Raw genomic sequence first — 19,103 nt, forward strand, 5'->3', positions numbered from 1 at the left:
ATGCAACCGGGACGGTGGACCGGGGCCGCCGCCAGGCCCAAGGATTGAGCCCAGATTTTGAAATCGATGAGCGGCGTCTCATAGGCTTCGCTGTCGCCGAAAATTTGGGTCATTCCGTGGAACACCATGTTGTAGCGAGCGTCGTTGAAGACGGCGTAGACGATCGGCAGCCCTTCCTTGATGGCGGTGAGCACCTCCATCCCGGCCATCTGCATGCCGCCGTCGCCGCAGATGCAGATCACCGGTCTTTGGGGATCGGCCAGCGCAAGGCCGGTCGCGCCGGCGATGCCGGAGCCCATGCTCCCCAGATTCAGCTGCATGTGGAAATCATCGGGATGGAGAGCGGTCAAGTAGTGGAGCGCGAAGAGCATGTGTTCGCCGATATCGGTCACGAAACGGGTGCCGCGGGCGGCGGCTTGCTGCAGCTCGGCGATCACCCGATGGGGCGCGATGGGCTCGCCGGGGTCATTTTCGAAATCCTCCACGTCGAAAGCCGATCGGGACCGCATTTCGCGACTCAGCGCCGCGCCCTTCGGGTTTTTGAGTTCGCGGCGGGTGGCATAGAATTCGAGATCACGGGCGAATGCGCCGACATTGCTCAGGACCCCGAGGGCTGTGGGAACGTTGCGGTTGAACACGGTGGCGTCGAGATCGACGTGGATCAAGCGGCCCTTTTCGGACAGGTAGGGGGTCGGTCCCATGGAGGTGTCATCGAGATCGGTGCCCAGGACCAGGGCGACGTCGACGCCGAGCGCGGTATAGCGGCGGGCCCACATCGATGCGGCCATGCCGCCGTTGCGGAGCGAGTAGGGGTGGCGCTCGCTTACGAGGCCTTTGGCTCGGGGAGTCGTGACGAAAGGCACCTGAAGCGCATCCACCAGCCGCGCCACCGCCGGAGCGTAGCCGCGACAGCCACCCCCGACGACCAGCAGGGGCCGTTCGGCTTCACACAGCCAGCGGGCGGTGCGCGCCACGGCGTCCAAGCTGACCGGCGAGCTCGCGATCGGTTCCGGCATGTCGAACTCCACCTCGGGGGCCGAGCGCATCCCCTCGTCGATCGGCAAGACCAAGAGCGCGGGGCCGGGGCGATTGGGGTCGGTCGCCGCCCGCAGGCTGGCCAAACCCTGCGAGACCGCGCTGCGCGCCCGGGCGATGCGGACCTGGGCGCGGGTGATCGGGGCCAATAGACGCTCGATATCGATCCCTTCGGGTCCCGAGTCTTGGGCCAGCCGCCCGCCGTGATTGCTCCAAGCGACATCGCCGGCGACCACCAGCATCGGCACCCGCTCGAGGTGGGCCGACGCAATGCCCGTGACCGCGTTGGTGATGCCCGGTCCGGCGGTGACGACGATCGCCGGCACCTTGCCGGTGGCTCGGGCGAAGGCCACCGCGGCGAATGCGGCATAACTTTCGTGCCGCGATTCGACCATCTTGGCGCGGGGGTCGAGGCGCACCGCTTCAAAGAAGGGGCAGATCGGCCCGCCCGGAACCCCGAAGAAGGTGCTCACGCCATTTTTCACCAAAGCATCCACGAGGCGTCGGGCCGCGGCGGCTTCGGGCAGCGTCGACACTTTCTTCGGGCGAAGCTCTGGAGTGTAACTTTGCGATGTTAATCCCATACGAATCACCGGACCGGCGATCACGGTGGAACGGACGGCGGGCGGACGATGGAAAGCAGCAAGAACACGATTCCAAGACCGATGCTCAGATCGGCGATATTGAAAGTCGGGGCCTGGCTGGCTTTCCAATGCAAATCGATGAAGTCGACCACCGAGCCGCGGGTCAGCCGGTCGAACAGATTCCCCAAGGCTCCGCCGAAAAGTAGGCCCAAGCCCAGCTCCAGGATCCGGTCCACCCGTTTCAAGTGTCGCAGCCCCAGCGCCATTCCGGCCATCAAGACCATCGGCAGAATGAGGAATATCAACAAGCGTAGCCCCGGTCCGGCTTGGCTTAAGGCGCCCAAGGCGGCGTTCTCGTTGCCTAAGCGAGCGACGTTGAAATGCCCTGCCACAATTTCTTGCGACTCTCCGAGCCGAAGCTTCATCACGACAAGGCTTTTGGTAGCTTGGTCAATGGCAAAAGACGCGGCCGCCACGAGGAAAAGCCGCCAAAACCGGAGCTTTTTCGGCGCCTCAGTTATAGATTGCACCACTTTCGGTGGTTTCGCACATCCCGTTGGGAGCTGGCTTGAGAATATTCCCATAACTGCCGTCTTCGTAATAACAGCTGATCAAACAGTAGGTCCTATACATCCGCGCGGACGAATAATCGAAGGGAGATTCCCGAAGAGGACAATCGTAAATATAGGGCCCCGAACCCGAGGGGGGCGGAGGGTTGATAGGCTTGGTGGGAGCCAGCGTTGCCGCCGCCAAAACCACGCCGCAGAGCACTAGGAACGCTTTTATATTCGTCTTCATTTTTACCATCCTTTTGTTCTGGGTTGCATTCGTCTTCTCATGGAGCACCCGCCTTTGAGGCGATGATGAGAACCCGAAAAACCACGGGTCCGCTTTTCGAAAGCGTACTTCTTTTGGATTGGGTTGAAATCGCCCAAAATGGTGAATTTTTTCGCTTTCGAGGTGGCGCAACAAAATGACTATGGATGCCATTTGTCTCACCTCCTAAAGTTCTTTAAAGCGGAATGGTCTGCCGTTTAAAAATTGGGAGGATTCATGAAAAGACGAGTAAAATTCTTCATCATCATGATGGTGTCTCTTTTGTCAGTCGGCATCTTAAACCAAGCGGCGATTGCTCAAGATATTCTTCCGATGTTGGTTTATGAGCCCTTCGATTACGTTCCTCAATCGGAGCTGATCCCTCTGGGGAATCCCGAAGACCTGGGGGGAACGATCCTTGAAGGGGATATCGAACTCAAAGGCCGCATCGATTTTGTCAAAAATGGAATGGTCGCGGGGATTTTTCAAGCCACCACTCGGCACGGAATTTTGCCAGACTTCTTCACTCTCTCCGGATCGCCCCGAACCCCTTCCAATTGAAGTCTTGCTTCATGGATCACGTCGAAGACGCAGTGGGCGCGGATTTATGCGGCTTATATCATTTCGATCCGGTGAGTTTGCGGGCCTTGGATATTCATGTTCGGCACATTTCGGATTCCTTTGTCTTTGAGTACGAAAAACTCAAGCCGGCCGAACCTGGATATCAACAGCTCATTCGTACCAGGGAAGCTGTCAGTGACTCGTCGGTTTATCCGGGTGATCAATGGAGGCGCTCCCCCTGCGCGCCGATGCTTCAGGGCACCAAAATCATCGGAATGATATGCATAGGCCGCAAGAGCTACGGATCCTATTTTGATCGAGGCACTGAAAGTCGTTTAAAGGAAGTAAGCCGGGTATTAAGCGAGCGTTTAGTCTCATTTTCTAATCGAGATGAAACCGAGCCAAACGACGGCGAACATTCGTCAGGGAAGTTCGCGCGCCAACGAGCCGAGCGCGTTTTCCTTCGCTCGCACCTTCACCACCTGATGGCCGGGGCTTTCCCCCTCGGTTTTCAGGAAACCGCCTCCTTGTGGAATTCACTTGCCGCGAACCGGAGTCTTCCCGTCGATTTTTTCGATCTGGATGGATACCGATACGTTCTGATGCGGCCGGAAGAACCGGTTTCCAGCCGGAAAAGGCCAAGCCGGCTGACCCAGGGCGAAGCCGAGGTGGTCCGTCGAGCCGCGCTTGGAGAAGCGAATAAAGCCATCGGGTATGATCTGGGAATGTCGATAAACACGGTTGCAAGTCGCCTTGCATCGGCCATGTCCAAGCTCGGTGTCCATTCGCGAGTGCTCCTTCACGACGAAGAGGTTTTCCTCGATGAGGACGAAATTTTGGGTCCGCGCTGATTCCGATTTTTCGACTAGTCATTTGCTAAGGCCGCTCCGGCCAGCGGACGAAGCGGAAGGAGCCGCCGCGGTCGGGATCGTTCAAGAAGATATTGGCCCAGTAATTGGGGTCGAGCTCGAAAAGGGTTCGGGCATCGCTGGCCGCGGGGCCCCGGGATTCCAAGCTGAAACGGGGAATTCTCAGGCCGCCGAACTGACCGCGGCCGCCGCTCTCGCGCAAGCTGAAGATCAAGTCCTGGATCTCGGTCCGCCAAGCGCCGCCGGTCTCGCGGTGAAGATCGACCGCTCCGATGCGGAGGAAATCGCCGTCGCCGAGCAGGGCCCGCGCTTCCTCCGGCAGGTGGCGGATCAGGGGACTTAAGTCGGGCCGGCGGGCCGAGCGGGCCGGGGCGCCGCGACCCAGCTCCGGGAAAAATCCGCGGACCCAGCCCCAAATCGGCAGGCCGACCCAGATCCTTCCGCCGCCAACCAAATGGTGGACGCTGATCGGGCCGCAGTGAAGCTCGCGAAGCCGCCCCTGGCGGCCCTCGGCGGTTGGGGTTTGGCCGAACTCGACTTCCCGCAAATCCTCGACCTGAACTTCGGCCGAGGCGAGCTCGACCCGGGTCTCGACGATGCGCGAGGCGCCCAAGCTGCGCAAGGCCTCGGGCAGCTCCGGCCGGTGGAGGAGCCAAGAGGGCCCGATGTGAAAGCCGATGCGCAGCGGGGCGGCGCCTTCGGAGCGGCGCAGGCTCCAGCCTTCTGGGCTGAGCTCGATCCGGGCCCGGCCCTGGACCTGGAGGTTCTCGACCGCCGGCTGCAAGGTGATATTGCCAAAAACGATCGGTCCCTCGCTGAAGCCGTTGGGGAAGCCGCCGCGCAAATCGAGCTCACCTTCGAAGACGCTGCGGCTGCGCTCGAGCTCGATCACGCCATTGCGGAAGTGAAAGCTGCCGCCGTGAATCGGCACCCGCCCGCTTCCCTCGATGCCTTCAATGTCCAGGTTGGGCACATCGACCCGAACCGGCCCGGGATTTCCATCGTCGCTTCGATCGCGTTCCAAATGAAGGCTCGGAACCTCGAGCCTGGCCAAATCGATATTCAAAGAGCTGTGGGTCAAATGGACCTCTTCGGCTTCCAAACCGTGGACCGCGGCCGAAAATTCCCCGTTCAAGCGGCCGCGAAAGCTGAAGTCGGCCATGCGGGCCGAATTCAGGCGGGCGCTAAAGCCCAACTCGGGAGAGCCGAGGCCCAAGTTTTCGGCTTGGACTCCGGTCAACCCCACTTCCCATTCCGCGCCGGGCGAAGGCAGGCTGGGATCGAGCATGACCGGCGAAGGAATCCGAAGATGGAGCTGCGAGGCCGCGAGGCGGTCGGCCGTCACCAGGGCGCCGCCGGCGTTAAGGTCGAGCGAGGCCAGCTCGACCGGCTCGATCCGGATGTCCCAAACCGATCGGACCGGCGATTGGCCGGGCGGCGGATTGGCGATTCGCTCCAAAAAGTGGCGAACATGAATCTCGGCGCCGGCTTGCAAAGTCAGCGTTCCCATCGGCAAGGTCAGCCGGGTGGCTCGAAGCCGGGCCCGGGCGCTGAGAACCGGCAGCTCCGAGTCGGGCAGGGCGGCGAGCCGATCCGGGTCGCGGGCCAAGTCGCCGAAGCCCCAGTCGATGACGCCGCCGCGGTTGGTGGTGACGTTGGGCAAGGGAGCCAGGCCTTGCTCGGCGCGGCGGGCGTTGAGGCGGCGGCGCCGTTCATACCAACGGATATTCTCGGCCCGGTCCAAAGGCAGGGGCTGGCGCAGGCCGACCAGCGGATCCTCGCCCCGGGCCGCCCGCTCGGCGTTCAGCTCGCGCAGCTCCTCGGCGTCGAGCAGGATCTCGTTGTTGGGATTCAAATAAGGCGCGGCTTGGCGCAGCTCCGTGCCCCGCGCCGAATCGAAGAGCGGCGAAAAAAGCCGGAGCAAATCGCCAAAACGTCGCGGCAGGGTATTGAAGCGGATGCCCAAGTTTTCGAACATCGCCGGGTCGGAGATCCCGAGGGTCGGCAAAAAGGCATAGAGCAGGAGCCGGCTGGCGCCGACCTCGCGCTGGAGGGCGCTCAGCACGGTGGTTTCGACCGGCGAGAAGCGGATCATGAAATCCCGGTGCGGCGGCGGCGCGACCTCTTGGCCGAAGGGCGTGGCCATGGCGCCATGGCTGAAGAAAGGATTTTCATAGGCCAGGTCGCCGCTGCCGCTCATCGACAGGATCGGCGAGCGGGTGCGAAAGCTTTGATCGTAGCCCATGTCCGGCGAATCGACCCCGCCGAAGCCGTCGATCTCCAAGGCATTGATCGCGGCCGAGTTGAAAACGTTGGGCGTGAAATCGACCACGAAGCGGGTGATGAGGCTCTCGCTGCTGCCGCGGATCGGCCGGATCTCGCCGTGAACCCGGGCCTGGGTGTTGGGATAGACGGTGAGCGAGCAGTCGGCCGGCCGCTCGGCCCGCGGCGTGAACTCGGAATAGCGGCAGAGCCCCGAGCCGCGATTGACCGGGACATGCTCGAGGTCGAGGTCCATGCTCTCGATGCCGTCGGCCAAGTCGAAAAGCGCCGGCAGAAAGTCGATGAAGCGCAGGGCCGCGGCGGGGCTCGGGCTGGCGCCGCCGCCGGCTTCCGAAGCCTGGAGCCATCGGGACGCGAAGAGCGGCGGAAGGCGGAAACTCGGCAGCGAGCCGGGCAAGGGCCAGGGACTCATGGCGAAACGGGGGAAGGTCAGCTCGGCGGTCGGCGCGAGCGGCCCGGCCGGCGCGAGCTCCAGCGAGGCGCCGAGGCGGGGCGGCGAAATTCGGATCGGCGGCGTCATCGCAATTCCTCCCGGCAGTGGGGCTCGCGGCGGCAGAGGGTGCTGAGATAGTCCAGGATCCGGTTGCGAAAGCCGCGCAGGTCCCAAGGTTGATTGTCGTAAGGCATGATCCCGTTGATCTCGAAGGGCCGGAGCCGCTGGCCGCCGGCGCCATAGACCGGGGCGACCTCGGCGATCTCCGAAGTCGGCAGGAGGCTGGAGAAATTGAGCAAGGTGTCGAGGTGGAAGCGGCCCAGGGCGTAGCGCCGGCGCCAATCGACCCGGTCGACCCGGCTGAAGCTCCAGCGGGTGTCGCGGACCAGGGCCGGTCCGACCCGGCGGCCGGCCGCATCGAGGAAATAAACGTCGCCGTCGCGGTCGCCGCGCAGGCGAATCGGTCCGCGCGCCCGCCAATGGAGGAAATCGGCGTTCAGCGATCCCTGCAGGTGGCCGTCGATCCCGAGGCCGGCGACCCGCGGGTTGAGGATGCGGTGAGCCAGGTCGGAGCGGAGCGAAGAGGGGCTGATTCCCTGCACGCTCAGGCGGAGATCGAGGTCGCTCAAGGTCAAATGGCGGGCCGGAAAGTTGTAAGCGACGAAGGTCGCGTCGTCCCGCGGATGGAGCAGCTCGACCACCGAATGGCCCCGGAGCAGGCCTCGGCGGCTGCCGGTGGGATTGACCTCGACCTGGAAATTGGGAATCCGCGCCTCCAGCGTTCCATCGAGGTAGCGCAGCCGCTCGGCTCGAAAGCCGGCCGTGAGGCCGCGGAGGTCGAGGCCGAAGGCCGCGAAACGATCGGCGTTCAGGTCGAGGCTCATGTCGAAACGGCCATCGGCCTCGCGCTGCAGCTCCACCTGGGCTTGTCCGTCCTCGATCGCGATGGCCCCTTCGCCCTCGCCTTGCCGCACGAAGAATTGAAGAGCCAGCCGCGCCGGCTCTTGGAGCAAGCTTTCAAAATCGTAGTGGTTCCTAGAGTCGCGGACCAAGGGCAGGTGGAGATCGGCGTTGAGCCAGCCGCCTTGGCCCAAAAAGCCGCGGATTTGCGCGCGGAGGCCTTGGGGATCCTCGGCCAGCGGATCCAAGGGATCGTAGGCGTCGCCCACATCCAAGTTGAAGCGGGTGAGCAATGGCCGGCCGCCGGCTTGCCAAAGCTCGCCGTTACGCCATTCCAGGTGGGTGGTCCCGGGAATTGGCTGCCATTCGCCGTTTTCGATTCGCCAGGCCGAACGCAGGGCCAGCTCGCCGCTGAGCTCGACCTGGCCCCAGCCCGGTATCCGCAAATCGCTGTGCAGGCTCAAGTTCCCCTCGATGGCCAGCTCGCCGCGAGCGGCGTCGAAATCGAGGCGGAGGCCGGGAGCGATCTCGCCGTTGTCGAACCGATAGGGCGCCGCGGCCGAACTCAGGTAGGCGGTTTGGATCTCGACCGGCGAAGCCTCGCCGTTGGCCGAGGCCGGGTAGCCGCTGGGGTCGAGCTGGATTTCGAAATCCTCGGCCACCGCGCTGAACAAGCGGCCACCCTCGTAGCTCAGCCGGACCCGGCCGCGGGAGGGACCGAGGTCGAGGACGCCGGGCAGGAAGAAATCGTTGAGCCGGGCGATGTCGAGCTCGACCTGGCTGCCGGGGCTCAGCCACTCTTCGACCAAGGCCAGGAGGTCGCGGCGCGGCGCATTGGGATCGCGGGGGTGGTTTCTTTGCCAGTTCTGGAAATCGGACCAAAGCTCTTCCAAATTGTAGGCGGTCGGCAGGCGGCCGTCGGTCTCGAGGAATTCGGCCGGCACCTGCCGGGTGATGACCAAGTCGATCCGGGGATCGCTGCGGTGGTTCGGATAGACCACCGGCGCGGCGCAATTCTCCAAGCCGGCATCGAGGCCGGCGGCGGCGATCCGAGCTTCGCAGGCCTCCCATTGTTGGGCCGTCGGAAAGTCCTGGCCGATCGGCGGCCGCGGGACCATGAAGGGGTCGAAAAGGAAGAGCACGCTCGGGGTCGTTCGGGTGATGAAATGAAGCTGGCCGAAATTGCCCACCCGCAGGCTCTGGGGCCAGGCATTGGCGCTCAACGGCCCGTCGACCGCCAAATCCTGGATCGAAACCAGCTCGCGCAAGCCGAGCATCAGGGCATTGTCGGCAAATTCCCAATCGGCTCGAACCCGCATTCCGGCGGTGTTGACCGCGACCGCGTGATAGGGCGAGTGGCGCCAAGGCCAGGGCGCGAATTGACGGACCTGGGGCCTAAGCCGGACATCGGCTCGGAGCCGAGCTTCATCCAAATCGACGCGGAAAGGCCGGGGCTCCTCGCGGGCCCTCTCAAAATTGGAGCGGACCCAAGATTCCAAGGCTTGAGGTTCGGGTGCGGCAAGGCTCGAGCCCGACCAGCGGCTTTCGGCCGAGCAACGGGGCGAGCCCGACCCCGACCGCTCCCAGCCTTCGGGCAGGGGCGAGGTGTAGGGAGCGCCATGGCAGCGGGCGCAGGGCGGCGTCACGGGAGAACAACTCCCGAATCCGGCGATTGCCCCGCGCGGATCCTGAGATCAAGGCCCATCGAATTGGTTTTGAAAACGGCTCCCTCTTAGCCGCCTGTGCCCCACGGTAGGTAAATCAAGTATCGGGGCTTCCTAGGGTAAGTTGTGCCGCTTGGCAAGGTCCTTGTCTCGCGCGGTGCGGCATGAACTATTCGTTGCCGTGGCCGTTTTCTTTGAGCCATTGTGCGGCCTTGGCCGCGTCGAAGGTCTCGATCGAGAGCGAATCCATCCGAATTTTCAAATTGGAACTCAAGCCGATGGCTTTTTGAAAACGCAGGTCGGCGGCCCGGGTCGGCTCGCCTTGAGGATTGACGTTGATGTAAACGTGGTGAAGGTAGGGAAAAGTATCGCCGGTTCGCGAAGGGCTGCGCACCAAATTGAAAAGCAGCTCGTCCTTTTGGGTCGGTTTCGACATCGATTCTCGAGGGGTCAGAACTTCAATGATCCGTTGGCGCGGAAATTCCGAATCGGGCCGCATCCGGCCAATCAAATAGGAAAAGCGGCTGATCGCCGGATCTTGCGTCTCCCGGGTATAGAGCCCGACCAGCAGCTTTTGGGTCAAAGCCTGCAGCCTTTGGCTTTGAATGGCCTGCAGCCCGGCCTCGGCGGCGAAAGCGTCCACTTCCCGGCGGGCCATCTCGGCCACATAAGAAAAAAATTGGATGAGGTGGGTGCTTTGAATCGGGGTCTGATGCTGGGTGACTAAGTCGGGCAGCAGGACCTCCAGCTTCGGCACTTGCCGGAGATAATGGGTGGCTTGCTGGAGGACCAAGGTCCGGACATTGGCCGGCATGTGGGCGACCATTTTGGCCGATTGCAGCGAAGAGCTTTCGAAATCCCCGAGCGAGCGATAATAGCCTAGGAAACTGCGGCTGAGGTCGACGCCTTTGGCCTTGAGGCGGTGAAAGTAGGCGGCTTGGGCCGGGTTGTCGTTCAGGCTCAGTCGGCCGGTATTGGAATCGAAGCTCAGCTCGACGTATTCCATTTGCATTTTGCTGGGGGTCGGGGTGGCGCTCAGCTCGAGCCGATAACCGTCGATGTCGCCTTCCACCGGATGGACCCGGACGTAGAGAGTCTTGCTCTGGCCGAGAGCCCGAGCCAGGGGCTTGTCGACGTAGAGATTCAGCGAGTTCCACATCTCGGCCCGGATTCGCTCGAGGAATTTCACCATTCGATTCACGTCTTCCGAGCTGCGTTTCTGGCGGGTGCCCCAGGCGAGCGCGTCGGCGGTGATGACGCCTTGCTCCGAAGGCGGCTTGCTGCTGATCCCGTGAGAGGAGTCGCGGGGGGCCGATGGCGGCGGCGGTGGTGGCGGGGAACCGCGGCCCTGATCGTCGTGCGAGCTGTTGAGCACAATAAAATCGGTTTTGGGATCCCCGCCCCGGCCGGCGCCGGCCGGCGCCGGAACGGCGAACGGTGACAGCAGCTCGGGGCTGGGGGAGCCCGGCTGATTTCGATTGGCGGCGGTGGCGGCCGTTTCCCAGCGGGTCAAGCCCTGGTTGAGCAAGCGTGGCGTCAGCCGGCCGGCGATGTTGAAATGCACCAGCGTCGCGAGCGCGTCGGCGAAAGTCGTCGCACCATCCAATTTTTCTCGGAGGCCAGTGGCTTGCTCGAGCCCGTGGCCGAGATAGATGCCGGCCAGCATCCCGCCTTGTTGAAAAGGCGTGGCGGCGAGCGAAACCGTCGCCAGCCGTCCGGCCACTTGCCTTTCGAGCAGCGCCGCCCCGGCGCCGCCGAGCTTGAGGCCGCCCAGCACCAGGGCGCCCGAAGCCAAGCTGTGGGCCAAAGCCGATGGGGACCAATCTTGAGCCTCACCTAGAGCTTCCTTGGCGCCTAAAGTCGCCAAAGTGAAGGTCGGAGCCTCGACCGCGAAGCCGGCCGCCGAGGCCGCCAAACTCCGAGCCGCCGGTGAAAGCCAGTTTTGGCTCAGGGGCGAGCCGGCCAAAGACATCAAGCTGCCGGCGCGGACCGCGCGGTAAGCCAGACCGGCGGCGGTCATCCCCAAGAGCATCGCCGGATCGGCGCCCTGCTGGGCCAAGTCCCGGACCAGAATTTCGGCCCGCGGGCCGACGGCGCCGATGCCCTGCAAACCTTCCCACCTCTGCCGAGCCTTGGCCTTCAGCTCGGGAAAGGCCTGGGCGTTTTCGGCGACCAATTGGTAGGCCAAGGCCGCCGCGGCCGGGCGCTTTCGGTTCAGCTCGCGATTGCCGAAGTCGATCAAGGCCGCGAAAAAAAGTTCGGGGTCTTGTTCATGGAGCAAGGCCTCCAGCTCGCGATGAGCTGGGCCGCCGCAAGATTGGCGGGCGAGCGCTTCGACATAGGAATTCGGCCGAAAAGCGGAGATCTCCGCGCTCGCGCCGCTGGCTGTGCCCCAAATTCGCATAGTTAGCCTTCATCGGTGGAGGTCGATTAAGGTTGCGATTTTTATGGAGAAACCTAGCGAACTGTCAAGACATCGTCGACCGAAATTCCGAAGCTGTCGATTCGCGGCACCAGGATTTGGATGCCCGGCCGGGAGGAGTCGGGACTGACCGGCTCCATCGTCAGCAGGCTTTGGTCGCCCTCGAAATCGCGGATCAAACCGGCCACTCGGTACCAGTCTTCGCGGGGGCTCTCGAATTCGGGCACCAGATGAAGTTGGTAGCTTCGAAGGTCGGGATCGCCGGCGTGACCGCTCCAGCCGCGGACGACTTGGGGGGGAAGGACTCGGAGGTCGATCAGGCCCCGCAGGGCCTCGACCACGGCCTCGCGGGGTGAGCCGATCAAGGTGACGTCGGTGATGCGGCCACTGCCCGAAGGATCGACCACCAGGATTCCCTCCTCGACGTTGAGCCGATCCTGGAGGAAGCGCTGGATCGCGGCCTCGGCGGCGGGACTGCCGTCATCGAAGCCCAGGATTTGGCCGCTGGAGGTGTCGTAGTGGAAGCGGACGCTGCGCCGGCCCTCGTAGATGGTTCCGGAGGAAAGGGCGGTGTAAAAGCTGCCGGCCACCGGCCGGCCCCGAACCTCGCGGATCTCACCCAATAGGATTCGCAGGTTGACCATCGAGCGGGAGGGCCGGTCCCAGCTTTCGAATTCGGCGGTCCAGAGCTGGCGGTCGCTGGGTCGGACGGTGGCGTCCAAACCCCGGGTGGCGCTGCGCACCCTTTGCCCGACGGCGACGACTTCGGGCCGCAGGCCTTGATAGGCTTGCTCGATCGCGTCGAAACGGACCAATTCCGCCGGCTCTTGGAAGTGGCGGCGGAAGAGCCGAACCATCTCGAAGAGCCGGTTCAATTGATCGCGGATCCGGCCTAGCTCGAGCTGGGCGTTTTGCAGCTCGGGACTGGCGCCGCGCTCCTGCTCGATCCGGCGGAGCTCCTGGCCGAAGTTCTCAAGACGCCCGGCCAAGATGCCGTCCCAGGCCGGGACCCGCACCCAAGCATCGGCCCAGGCCCAGGTCTCGGCTCGCCCGCAGATTTGGCGGTGAATTCGGATCAGGGAGGTCAGCACGTCGGTCCGACTTTCGGCGCTCTGGAAGCTGGGCGAGCGCAGGGACATCTCCAGCAGGCCCATCGGGGTGGCCAAGGTTTGGGAAAGTCGGCGAATCTCGGCGTAGAGATCGCTCCGCAGCGCCGCCGAGGCCGGCGGCGGTGTCGAGGGCGCGGCGGCGGGCTGCGGTTCTTCAGCGGGGCGGGAGCCAGCCAACCAGCCGCCGAGGCGTTCCAAAAAATTTTGCGGTGGCCGCGGCGGCAGCGGCGTCGTCGGAGCCGGCGGCGGCGCCGGCGGATTCAAGCGGAATCGAAAGATCGCCGGGTAATCGACGGCCTCAACCGGCTTCTGGCCCAATCGCAGCACGCCTTGAACCAAGGAACCGTCGGGCTCGCGGGCAAAAGCCGGAATGTCGGCGTTGGCGGCGCCGACGAACTCGACCAAGTCCTGGTCACGCAGCGGGTACCATTCGAAGGGCAAAAGATTTTGGCCGTTGATCCGCAAACCACGGGCCCCGTCGTGGAGCCGAACCTCGATCCGGCCCTGCTGGACTCTCAGGTCCATATGGCGTCGTGCGATGTGGCGAAGGTCGGCATCGAAGACGTTGGGCACGGCGAGAGTGCTGCGTCCGATGATCGCGCCGTTTTCGCCGATCAGGGGAAGCGGATACGCTTCGGCCGCATTCCAGGGGTTTTCAAAGCGGCCCAGGATTTCGGGAGGCGGGTTGGAGCCCGGAGCCGGCGGTTCGGAGCCGCGCGAGCCGCGGGCCGTGGCCATGACCGCCGCTCCGGCCAACAAAGTCGGGAGCAACCAGCCCGAAGCTTCGGCGTGGCCCGCGCCGACCGAAGCCTCGGCCAAGGCTGGATCGAGCAGCCAGGCCAAGGCGCCCAAGCCGAAAAGGCCGATCGAAGCGCCGAGCCGGCTGCCGGCCGGAGTGTTTTCCATGCCGCGGGCGCCGAGCAGGCCGGCGGCGCGATACCGAAGCTCGGCGTTGCCGTCTTGGCTCAATTGACGAAGGGTTCGGACGGCGGCGGCCGACTCGCCCCTGGCCAAAAGCGCCGCGGCCGCCTCGAGGCGGATCGGGCCGAAGGAGCTTCCGAGATAAGTCATCAGCCTTTCCCGGGCGGCGGGGTGCTCGTCGTGAGCCAGCAGAGCAGCGGCGGCGCGCACCTGCAGGGTTTCGCTTTCGCGAAGCGAGGATGGATTCGACCATTCGAGCAAGCTTTCTACGGTCGCGGCGTGACGGGCTTGCCCCAGCTCGACCAAGCGCTGGCCGGCGCCGAGTCGGACCTCGGGATAAGGATCGGAAAGCAAGGCCCGAAGGCCGTCGATCATCGCCGGCATGGAATGAGCCGCGCTCAGGCGCAGCGCCAAGGTCCGGCCTTCGACGGCTTGGCTTCGGACCAAGCCGTCCCAGATCCTCAAGGCCTGGCGGATCGATCCCTGCTCGAAGAAAGCCTCGGCGAACTCGGCCCGTTCCGAGCGGGCCGAATGCTCGATGTGATGCTCCAAGCTCAGCACTGCGGCGCTGGCGCCGATCCGAGTTAAAGCCAGGGCCGCCCGGCGTTGGGTCGCGGCCGAATGGAAGCGGCGAAAGAAACCGCGCAGGCTTTCGATGGCCGAGTTCCGGTCGTGCCGCCGGCCCAGGGCTTCCCAGGCTGCGATCCGGTCGGTGTCACTTTGCCGCCGGTCTTGAGCCCGGCGCAGCAGATTCGGAATCAGGCTGTCATCGTGCAAGCGAAGCCGAGCGGCTTCGGCGGCGGCGGCGATCGGCGACGGATGATTTTGGGGCAGGGCTTGGATCTCGGGCAAAAGCTCGGTCGCATTCAGTGCCGCCAGCGCATTCAGCGCCTGGACGGCTCCCAAGGTGTGGGACTCGCGGAGGGCCCGTTGGAATTCGCGCAGCACCGCCGGCCGATCCTCGGCCGCAAGCTCGCGCAGCGCCGCCGCGGCTTCGTTGGCGGCGGGCCCTTGGTTGCGAAAGATCTCGCCCAAGCGGGCGATGCCCGGCTTAAGCCGAAGATGGCGGATGAAAGAGACTTGATCCGATTCCGAAACCAGCAGGCCTCGGCTTTGGAGGCTTTCCAAGCCGCGGCTCCAGGCTTCGGGCGAAGCGTGGCGCAGACTTTCGGCCATCGCCAGGTCGGGCGGCAAAGGAGGAGCCGAATTGGCCGCCGGCCGCGACGGCGCCGAGAAGTCCAAGCTTAACTGGGGGCCGCGCGGCCGCCCGAAACCGCCGGCGCCCATCATCATCCACATCGGTGCCAAGAGCGGCGAGCTCCAAGCGGGACGGCGCGGCCGCTCGGTCCGCGGCAGGCGGCTGAGCGTCAGACTCTGGCGATCGACGGCTTGCTCCCAAGCCTGGAATTGGGGACCGAAGGCTTGTTGGGCAATGCGGCCGCCGAGGTTGAAGTGCAGCAGCAGCACCAGCGAATCGAAGAGGCGGTCCGCGGCCGTGCGCGGCCCGAGCAGCCCCGACCTTTCCTCGGCGATTCCGCCGGCCAGGATGCCGCCGAACATGCCGGCCTGATGGAACAGCGGAGCGGCGAGCGGGTTCGATTCCAAGCCCAATCCGCGCTGGGCACCTCGGGCCAAGGCCCCGCCGAGACGGAGGCCGCCAAGGCTGAGATAGCTGCGCAGCAGCTCGCGGCCGAGCGCGCCGCGGTTGGGCAGCGGCTCGCCGCCCAGCGAGCGGAAAGCCTGCGAGCTCAGCGTGAAGGCCGGGGCTTCCAGCAGGAAACCGGCGAAGCTGGCCAGGGCCGAGGCGGTCCGGCCGCGGGTCCAAAATCCCGCCGGCGAAAGGGCCAGCCGCCCCAGCATCGTCCAACGCGTCAGACGAAAAACCGCGCCGCCCGCACCCATCGCCAGGATCGAGGCCGGCGAAAGCAGCTCCTGCGTCAAGTGGCCGGCTTGATGCTCCAGCCGCGCGCTCCAGGAACCGCCGCCGTCCAGGATTTCGCGGCGCTGGCCGGCCCGGCGGCGCAGCCCTTCGCTCAAATCGGAATCGCCGAGCAGTCCCTCGTAAGTCGCGGCGGCGACCTCGCCGTGGCCGGCGGCCTCGGCCCGGCGGGCCCAGTTCATCAGGCCTTCGGCCCGCAGCTCCGGCTCCGGTTCCCGGTTCAAGCCGTCGAGCTCGCGCTGCAGGGCCAAGGGAAGATGGAAGCTCAAAGCGGCGATCGGTCTCATTCCGGACTCCTCGGCGCCGGAAAGATTTCCAGGCTTTGAATCAGCGGCATGAAAATTTCGGCCGGCAAGCCGGGATGGATCAAGGCCGCAACCAGTGCCGGATGGGTCCGCTTGAGGTTCTCGAAAAATTCCGGCGAGCTCATCGGCACGTCGTAGAGCGAAAAATGGGCTTCGTCGTAGCGGAGGCGCTGGACATAGCGCAGCCAGATCCTCTCGTAGATGTCGACCAATTCGTCGTGGGAATAGAAATCCGTGATCCACGGATCGTCCCGCAGCATCGGATGGTGGCGGAAGGGCGAATCTGCAGCCAATAAATCGTGACGCCTCATCAGGAGCCGGGCCGCCAGCGGATGATGGGCGGCAAGATAGGCGATCAGGTCGCGAAAGGCCGGCGGATGGGCCTCGAGCCGTTGTTCGATGGTGTGAATCTCGCGGTCGGCTCGAGTCGGGTCATGGGCCATCCAATGGCGGATGGCTTCGCCAAGCTCCGACCGGTTTTGAGTGGGGCCTGGCTGACGCCGGCGCCGGAATTCCTCGAGCGAGACGACGTTGTCCGGCCGATTCCTCGGCCCTCGGCCGCCCTCATCGTTGTTTCCGCTCATGAAGAGCGGCTCCCAGAAAGACGAAGCCCAGGCTGGCTGGGGGAGAAGCGTTGTGAGATTTGGAGAGACCGAGATCCGCTCCAATGCGGAGCTTCGCCTCGCTAGGCTCCTTTCCCAGTGCCGCCAGCTCTCGCCGAGCAGGCTCCGGCTCAACCTTGCCCCGACCTGAAAGTGCAGCAGCGTCGCCAGCGAATCGATCAGCAAGTTGGAGCCGTGAAGCCGTTCGCGTAGGCCCGCTCGGGCTTCCAGCTCATGGGCCAACAGAATGCCGCCGAACAAACCGCCTTGCCGCAAGCCGATGCCGAGCAGCCCCGAGCGGGGGGCCAAGGCCCCGGTCAGGAGGCCGCCGGTCCGCAGGGCGCCGAGCACCAAAAAGCTGGAAGCCCATTCCCGACCCAAGACCGAGTGATTCCATTCCAGCTCCCGGCCCAGGCTCCGATCGCCCAAACGATGGGCCAGGGGAAATACCGTTGCTTCCACCCCGAAGCCGGCCGCGCCGGCGAGGATCCGGGAACCGCCCAGACGAGCTAAGCTTAGAAAACGGGTGAGGCGAAAAGCCGCGCCGGCGACGGTCATGGCGAAGAGTGCGGCGGGATCGGCGGCTTCTTGGAGAAATCGGCTGGCGAAGGCTTCGGCTCGGTCGCCTAGCCGGCCTTCGCCGCGGAGGGCTGCCCAGCGGGCATGGGCCCTTTCCCGAATCGAGGCGGGAAAAACGGCCTCTCGGCCTAGCTCGGAGTAAAGATCGGCGGCGGCCTCGACCCGTCCCTGCGCGAAGGCGCCGGCGGCGCTCGCGAGCATGGCTTCACCGCGCAACTCAGGGTCGCGTTCGCGGCGCAGCGCTGCGAGCTCAGCTAGGGGGATTTCATATTGGTGTGTGCCCCGAACGTCATAGACCAATGGACCTCCGGGTTTGCTTCATTCTCGCTAAGTTAGGGGAAAGGTTGCCAATAAACGGGAGGGGAAGCCGGTTAATGCCGGTCAAAGATGCCGAGCCACCAGGAAAGGTGCCGGAACTGCTCGTCGGTCAACAGCGGATCGCGCCAGGCTTCGGCGAGCTCGGCCGGCAGCCGCTCGAAGATCCGGCGGGATTCGGCCGGATTCAGCCGGAGGGCCGACCGGGGATGGCCGGCGAAGTCGATGGCTTCCAAGTAGCGTTCCAAGCCGAGCTGGAAGATTTCATGGCGCTCGACCTCATCGGGATAGCGGTCCCGAAGGCGCTCGCCGGTGGCCTCCCGCAGTTTGGGCGAAAGCCGGAGCCAGGAGCCATCGCGGACCAGGTTGAGCCGAACGGCGAGCAACTGAGCCGCTACCGGTCGGCGGATCGCCAATACTCCCAAAGTGGTGGTGAGCTCGGGCGAATGGCTGGCCAAACGCTCGCGGAGGGCGCGGAATTCCCGGTCCGGCGGGATGGGCGTTTCGGCCAACCAAAGGATCATCGCCGTCCGCAGCTGACTCAGCCAATCTTCGCGGGTATAAGACAGGGCGAGCCGGTCGGAGCGCGCGGGCTGGTCTGCGGGATTGGGTTGGCTTATTTCATCTTGGGCCGGCCGCGCCGGGGATTGAGAGATTCGGCGGCGGTACTCCTCCAGCGAAACGACCTTGGCTCCGCCCCTCGGGCGAGAGGAACCGTCATTGCCGCTGCCGCCCTGCATCAGGGTGATCTCGAGACCCCGGAATGCATCGCTTCGACCGAGCGCGGGGCTTTGACCGGCAGGCGCCAAAGCCGGCGGCAAGGGTCCGAATAGATCCGGAAAGCTTCGGCTCAGGGCCGCGCTCTGGCTCTCGGTTCGAATTTCCCAGCGCCGCAGCCCCGCGCCGGCGAGCTGGCGGCTCAGCCGGCCGGCCGCATTGAAAACCAAGAGAGTCGAGAGTGAATCGACCAGCGCGACCGCTCCGCCGCTCCGCTCGCGCCAGCCGGCCCGAGTCTCCAATTCTCGGCCGAGGAGGATGCCGCCGAACATTCCGGCCTGCTGGATCGCCGGCCTCCCTACGCCGCTGTGGGGAGCCAGGCTGCCGGAAACGAGCCCGCCGGCCCGCAAAGCGCCCAACATCAAGAAGCTTGCGGCTAGCTCCCTTTCCAAGAGCGGGGCGCTCCATTCCGAGGGCCGGCCCCGGGCCCAGCCGCCCAGCCGAGCGGCCAGCGGAAAGGCCGGCGCTTCGACGGCGAAGCCGGCCAGGCCGGCGAGGGCCCGAGCGCCGAAACCCCGAGTGAAAAGGTTGGCGGCAGGATTGGCCGCCAGTCGACCCAGAGCCAGCCAACGAACGCTGTGAAAGGCGGTGCCGGCGACGGTCATGGCGAAAAGGGCGGCCGGGTCGGTGACTTGTTGGAAAAAACGGCTGAGGAAGATTTCAGTCGAGGAGCTTAGGTCGCCTTCGCCGCGCAACGCGGCCAGGCGCGCGCGGGCCCGTTGGCGAACCGCGACCGGAAGCGACGGGTCTTGGCTCAGCTCGCCATAAAGCGAAGCGGCGGGCTCGGGGTCCTCGCGCCGGGCGATCCGCCGCGCTAAGTCGAGCAAAGCCTCGCCGCGCAATTCGGGATCGCGCTCGCGATCCAAAGCGGCCAGCTCCGGCAAATTCAATTGGCTTGGCCCCCGAATGCCAATGACCATTCTATCGCCTTGTCGAAGTCCAGCTCAAAAGGTTGTGCCGCGACAAGAGGCTTGCGTCGGGAGCCCTGG

The 19,103-nt window shown here is 64.8% G+C and carries 11 protein-coding genes; 2 read left to right on the top strand and 9 right to left on the bottom strand.

All coding sequences use genetic code 11. From position 1 onward, the window contains the following. From VJR29_00560 to VJR29_00570, 3 genes are all read right to left on the bottom strand, one after another. On the bottom strand, window positions 1-1,571 hold a 1,571-nt coding region (locus VJR29_00560), incomplete at its 3' end, for a thiamine pyrophosphate-binding protein (GenBank protein HKY61885.1). 68 nt (window positions 1,572-1,639) lie between these two features. Further along, window positions 1,640-2,203, bottom strand: coding sequence for a signal peptidase II (lspA, locus tag VJR29_00565; GenBank protein ID HKY61886.1), 564 nt, complete (start codon window positions 2,201-2,203; stop codon window positions 1,640-1,642). Next, window positions 2,133-2,609: a hypothetical protein gene (locus VJR29_00570; GenBank protein HKY61887.1), complete on the bottom strand. Its 477-nt coding sequence runs from the start codon at window positions 2,607-2,609 to the stop codon at window positions 2,133-2,135. The genes lspA and VJR29_00570 overlap by 71 nt, the downstream gene beginning before the upstream one ends. Before the next feature lie 63 nt (window positions 2,610-2,672). Here VJR29_00570 and VJR29_00575 point away from each other — a divergent pair, with 63 nt between their 5' ends. Beyond that, on the top strand, window positions 2,673-2,996 hold the full coding sequence (locus VJR29_00575) for a hypothetical protein (protein ID HKY61888.1): 324 nt from the start codon (window positions 2,673-2,675) through the stop codon (window positions 2,994-2,996). 11 nt (window positions 2,997-3,007) lie between these two features. After that, the gene (locus VJR29_00580; GenBank protein ID HKY61889.1) at window positions 3,008-3,847 is read left to right on the top strand and encodes a LuxR C-terminal-related transcriptional regulator; all 840 of its coding nucleotides are present in this window, start codon (window positions 3,008-3,010) and stop codon (window positions 3,845-3,847) included. 25 nt (window positions 3,848-3,872) lie between these two features. Here VJR29_00580 and VJR29_00585 read toward each other — a convergent pair whose 3' ends face one another. The 6 genes from VJR29_00585 to VJR29_00610 form a co-directional block, all read right to left on the bottom strand. Further along, on the bottom strand, window positions 3,873-6,668 hold the full coding sequence (locus tag VJR29_00585) for a hypothetical protein (protein HKY61890.1): 2,796 nt from the start codon (window positions 6,666-6,668) through the stop codon (window positions 3,873-3,875). Further along, a complete protein-coding gene (locus tag VJR29_00590; GenBank protein ID HKY61891.1) occupies window positions 6,665-9,127 on the bottom strand; it encodes a hypothetical protein in 2,463 nt (820 codons plus the stop codon). The genes VJR29_00585 and VJR29_00590 overlap by 4 nt, the downstream gene beginning before the upstream one ends. A 187-nt stretch (window positions 9,128-9,314) precedes the next feature. Then, window positions 9,315-11,549 carry a hypothetical protein gene (locus VJR29_00595; protein HKY61892.1) on the bottom strand — a complete coding sequence of 745 codons (2,235 nt, stop codon included), beginning with the start codon at window positions 11,547-11,549 and terminating at the stop codon, window positions 9,315-9,317. A gap of 53 nt (window positions 11,550-11,602) precedes the next feature. Further along, a complete protein-coding gene (locus VJR29_00600) occupies window positions 11,603-15,823 on the bottom strand; it encodes a hypothetical protein (protein HKY61893.1) in 4,221 nt (1,406 codons plus the stop codon). Then, window positions 15,820-17,223 carry a hypothetical protein gene (locus VJR29_00605; GenBank protein ID HKY61894.1) on the bottom strand — a complete coding sequence of 468 codons (1,404 nt, stop codon included), beginning with the start codon at window positions 17,221-17,223 and terminating at the stop codon, window positions 15,820-15,822. The genes VJR29_00600 and VJR29_00605 overlap by 4 nt, the downstream gene beginning before the upstream one ends. Before the next feature lie 170 nt (window positions 17,224-17,393). Then, window positions 17,394-19,034 (bottom strand): hypothetical protein, encoded by a 1,641-nt coding sequence (locus VJR29_00610; GenBank protein ID HKY61895.1) that lies wholly within the window; start codon window positions 19,032-19,034, stop codon window positions 17,394-17,396. Window positions 19,035-19,103 lie beyond the last annotated feature (69 nt).

Source organism: bacterium (genome assembly GCA_035281585.1).
Classification (GTDB): domain Bacteria; phylum UBA10199; class UBA10199; order DSSB01; family DSSB01; genus DATEDP01.

Excerpts from the sequence above, each read along its gene's own strand:
- VJR29_00580 (HKY61889.1), top strand. The coding sequence starts at position 3,008 with ATGGATCACGTCGAAGACGCAGTGGGCGCGGATTTATGCGGCTTATAT.
- VJR29_00575 (HKY61888.1), top strand. The coding sequence starts at position 2,673 with ATGAAAAGACGAGTAAAATTCTTCATCATCATGATGGTGTCTCTTTTG.
- VJR29_00595 (HKY61892.1), bottom strand. The coding sequence starts at position 11,549 with ATGCGAATTTGGGGCACAGCCAGCGGCGCGAGCGCGGAGATCTCCGCT.
- VJR29_00605 (HKY61894.1), bottom strand. The coding sequence starts at position 17,223 with ATGCTCGCGAGCGCCGCCGGCGCCTTCGCGCAGGGACGGGTCGAGGCC.
- VJR29_00600 (HKY61893.1), bottom strand. The coding sequence starts at position 15,823 with ATGAGACCGATCGCCGCTTTGAGCTTCCATCTTCCCTTGGCCCTGCAG.
- VJR29_00585 (HKY61890.1), bottom strand. The coding sequence starts at position 6,668 with ATGACGCCGCCGATCCGAATTTCGCCGCCCCGCCTCGGCGCCTCGCTG.
- VJR29_00570 (HKY61887.1), bottom strand. The coding sequence starts at position 2,609 with ATGGCATCCATAGTCATTTTGTTGCGCCACCTCGAAAGCGAAAAAATT.
- VJR29_00610 (HKY61895.1), bottom strand. The coding sequence starts at position 19,034 with ATGGTCATTGGCATTCGGGGGCCAAGCCAATTGAATTTGCCGGAGCTG.
- lspA (HKY61886.1), bottom strand. The coding sequence starts at position 2,203 with ATGGGAATATTCTCAAGCCAGCTCCCAACGGGATGTGCGAAACCACCG.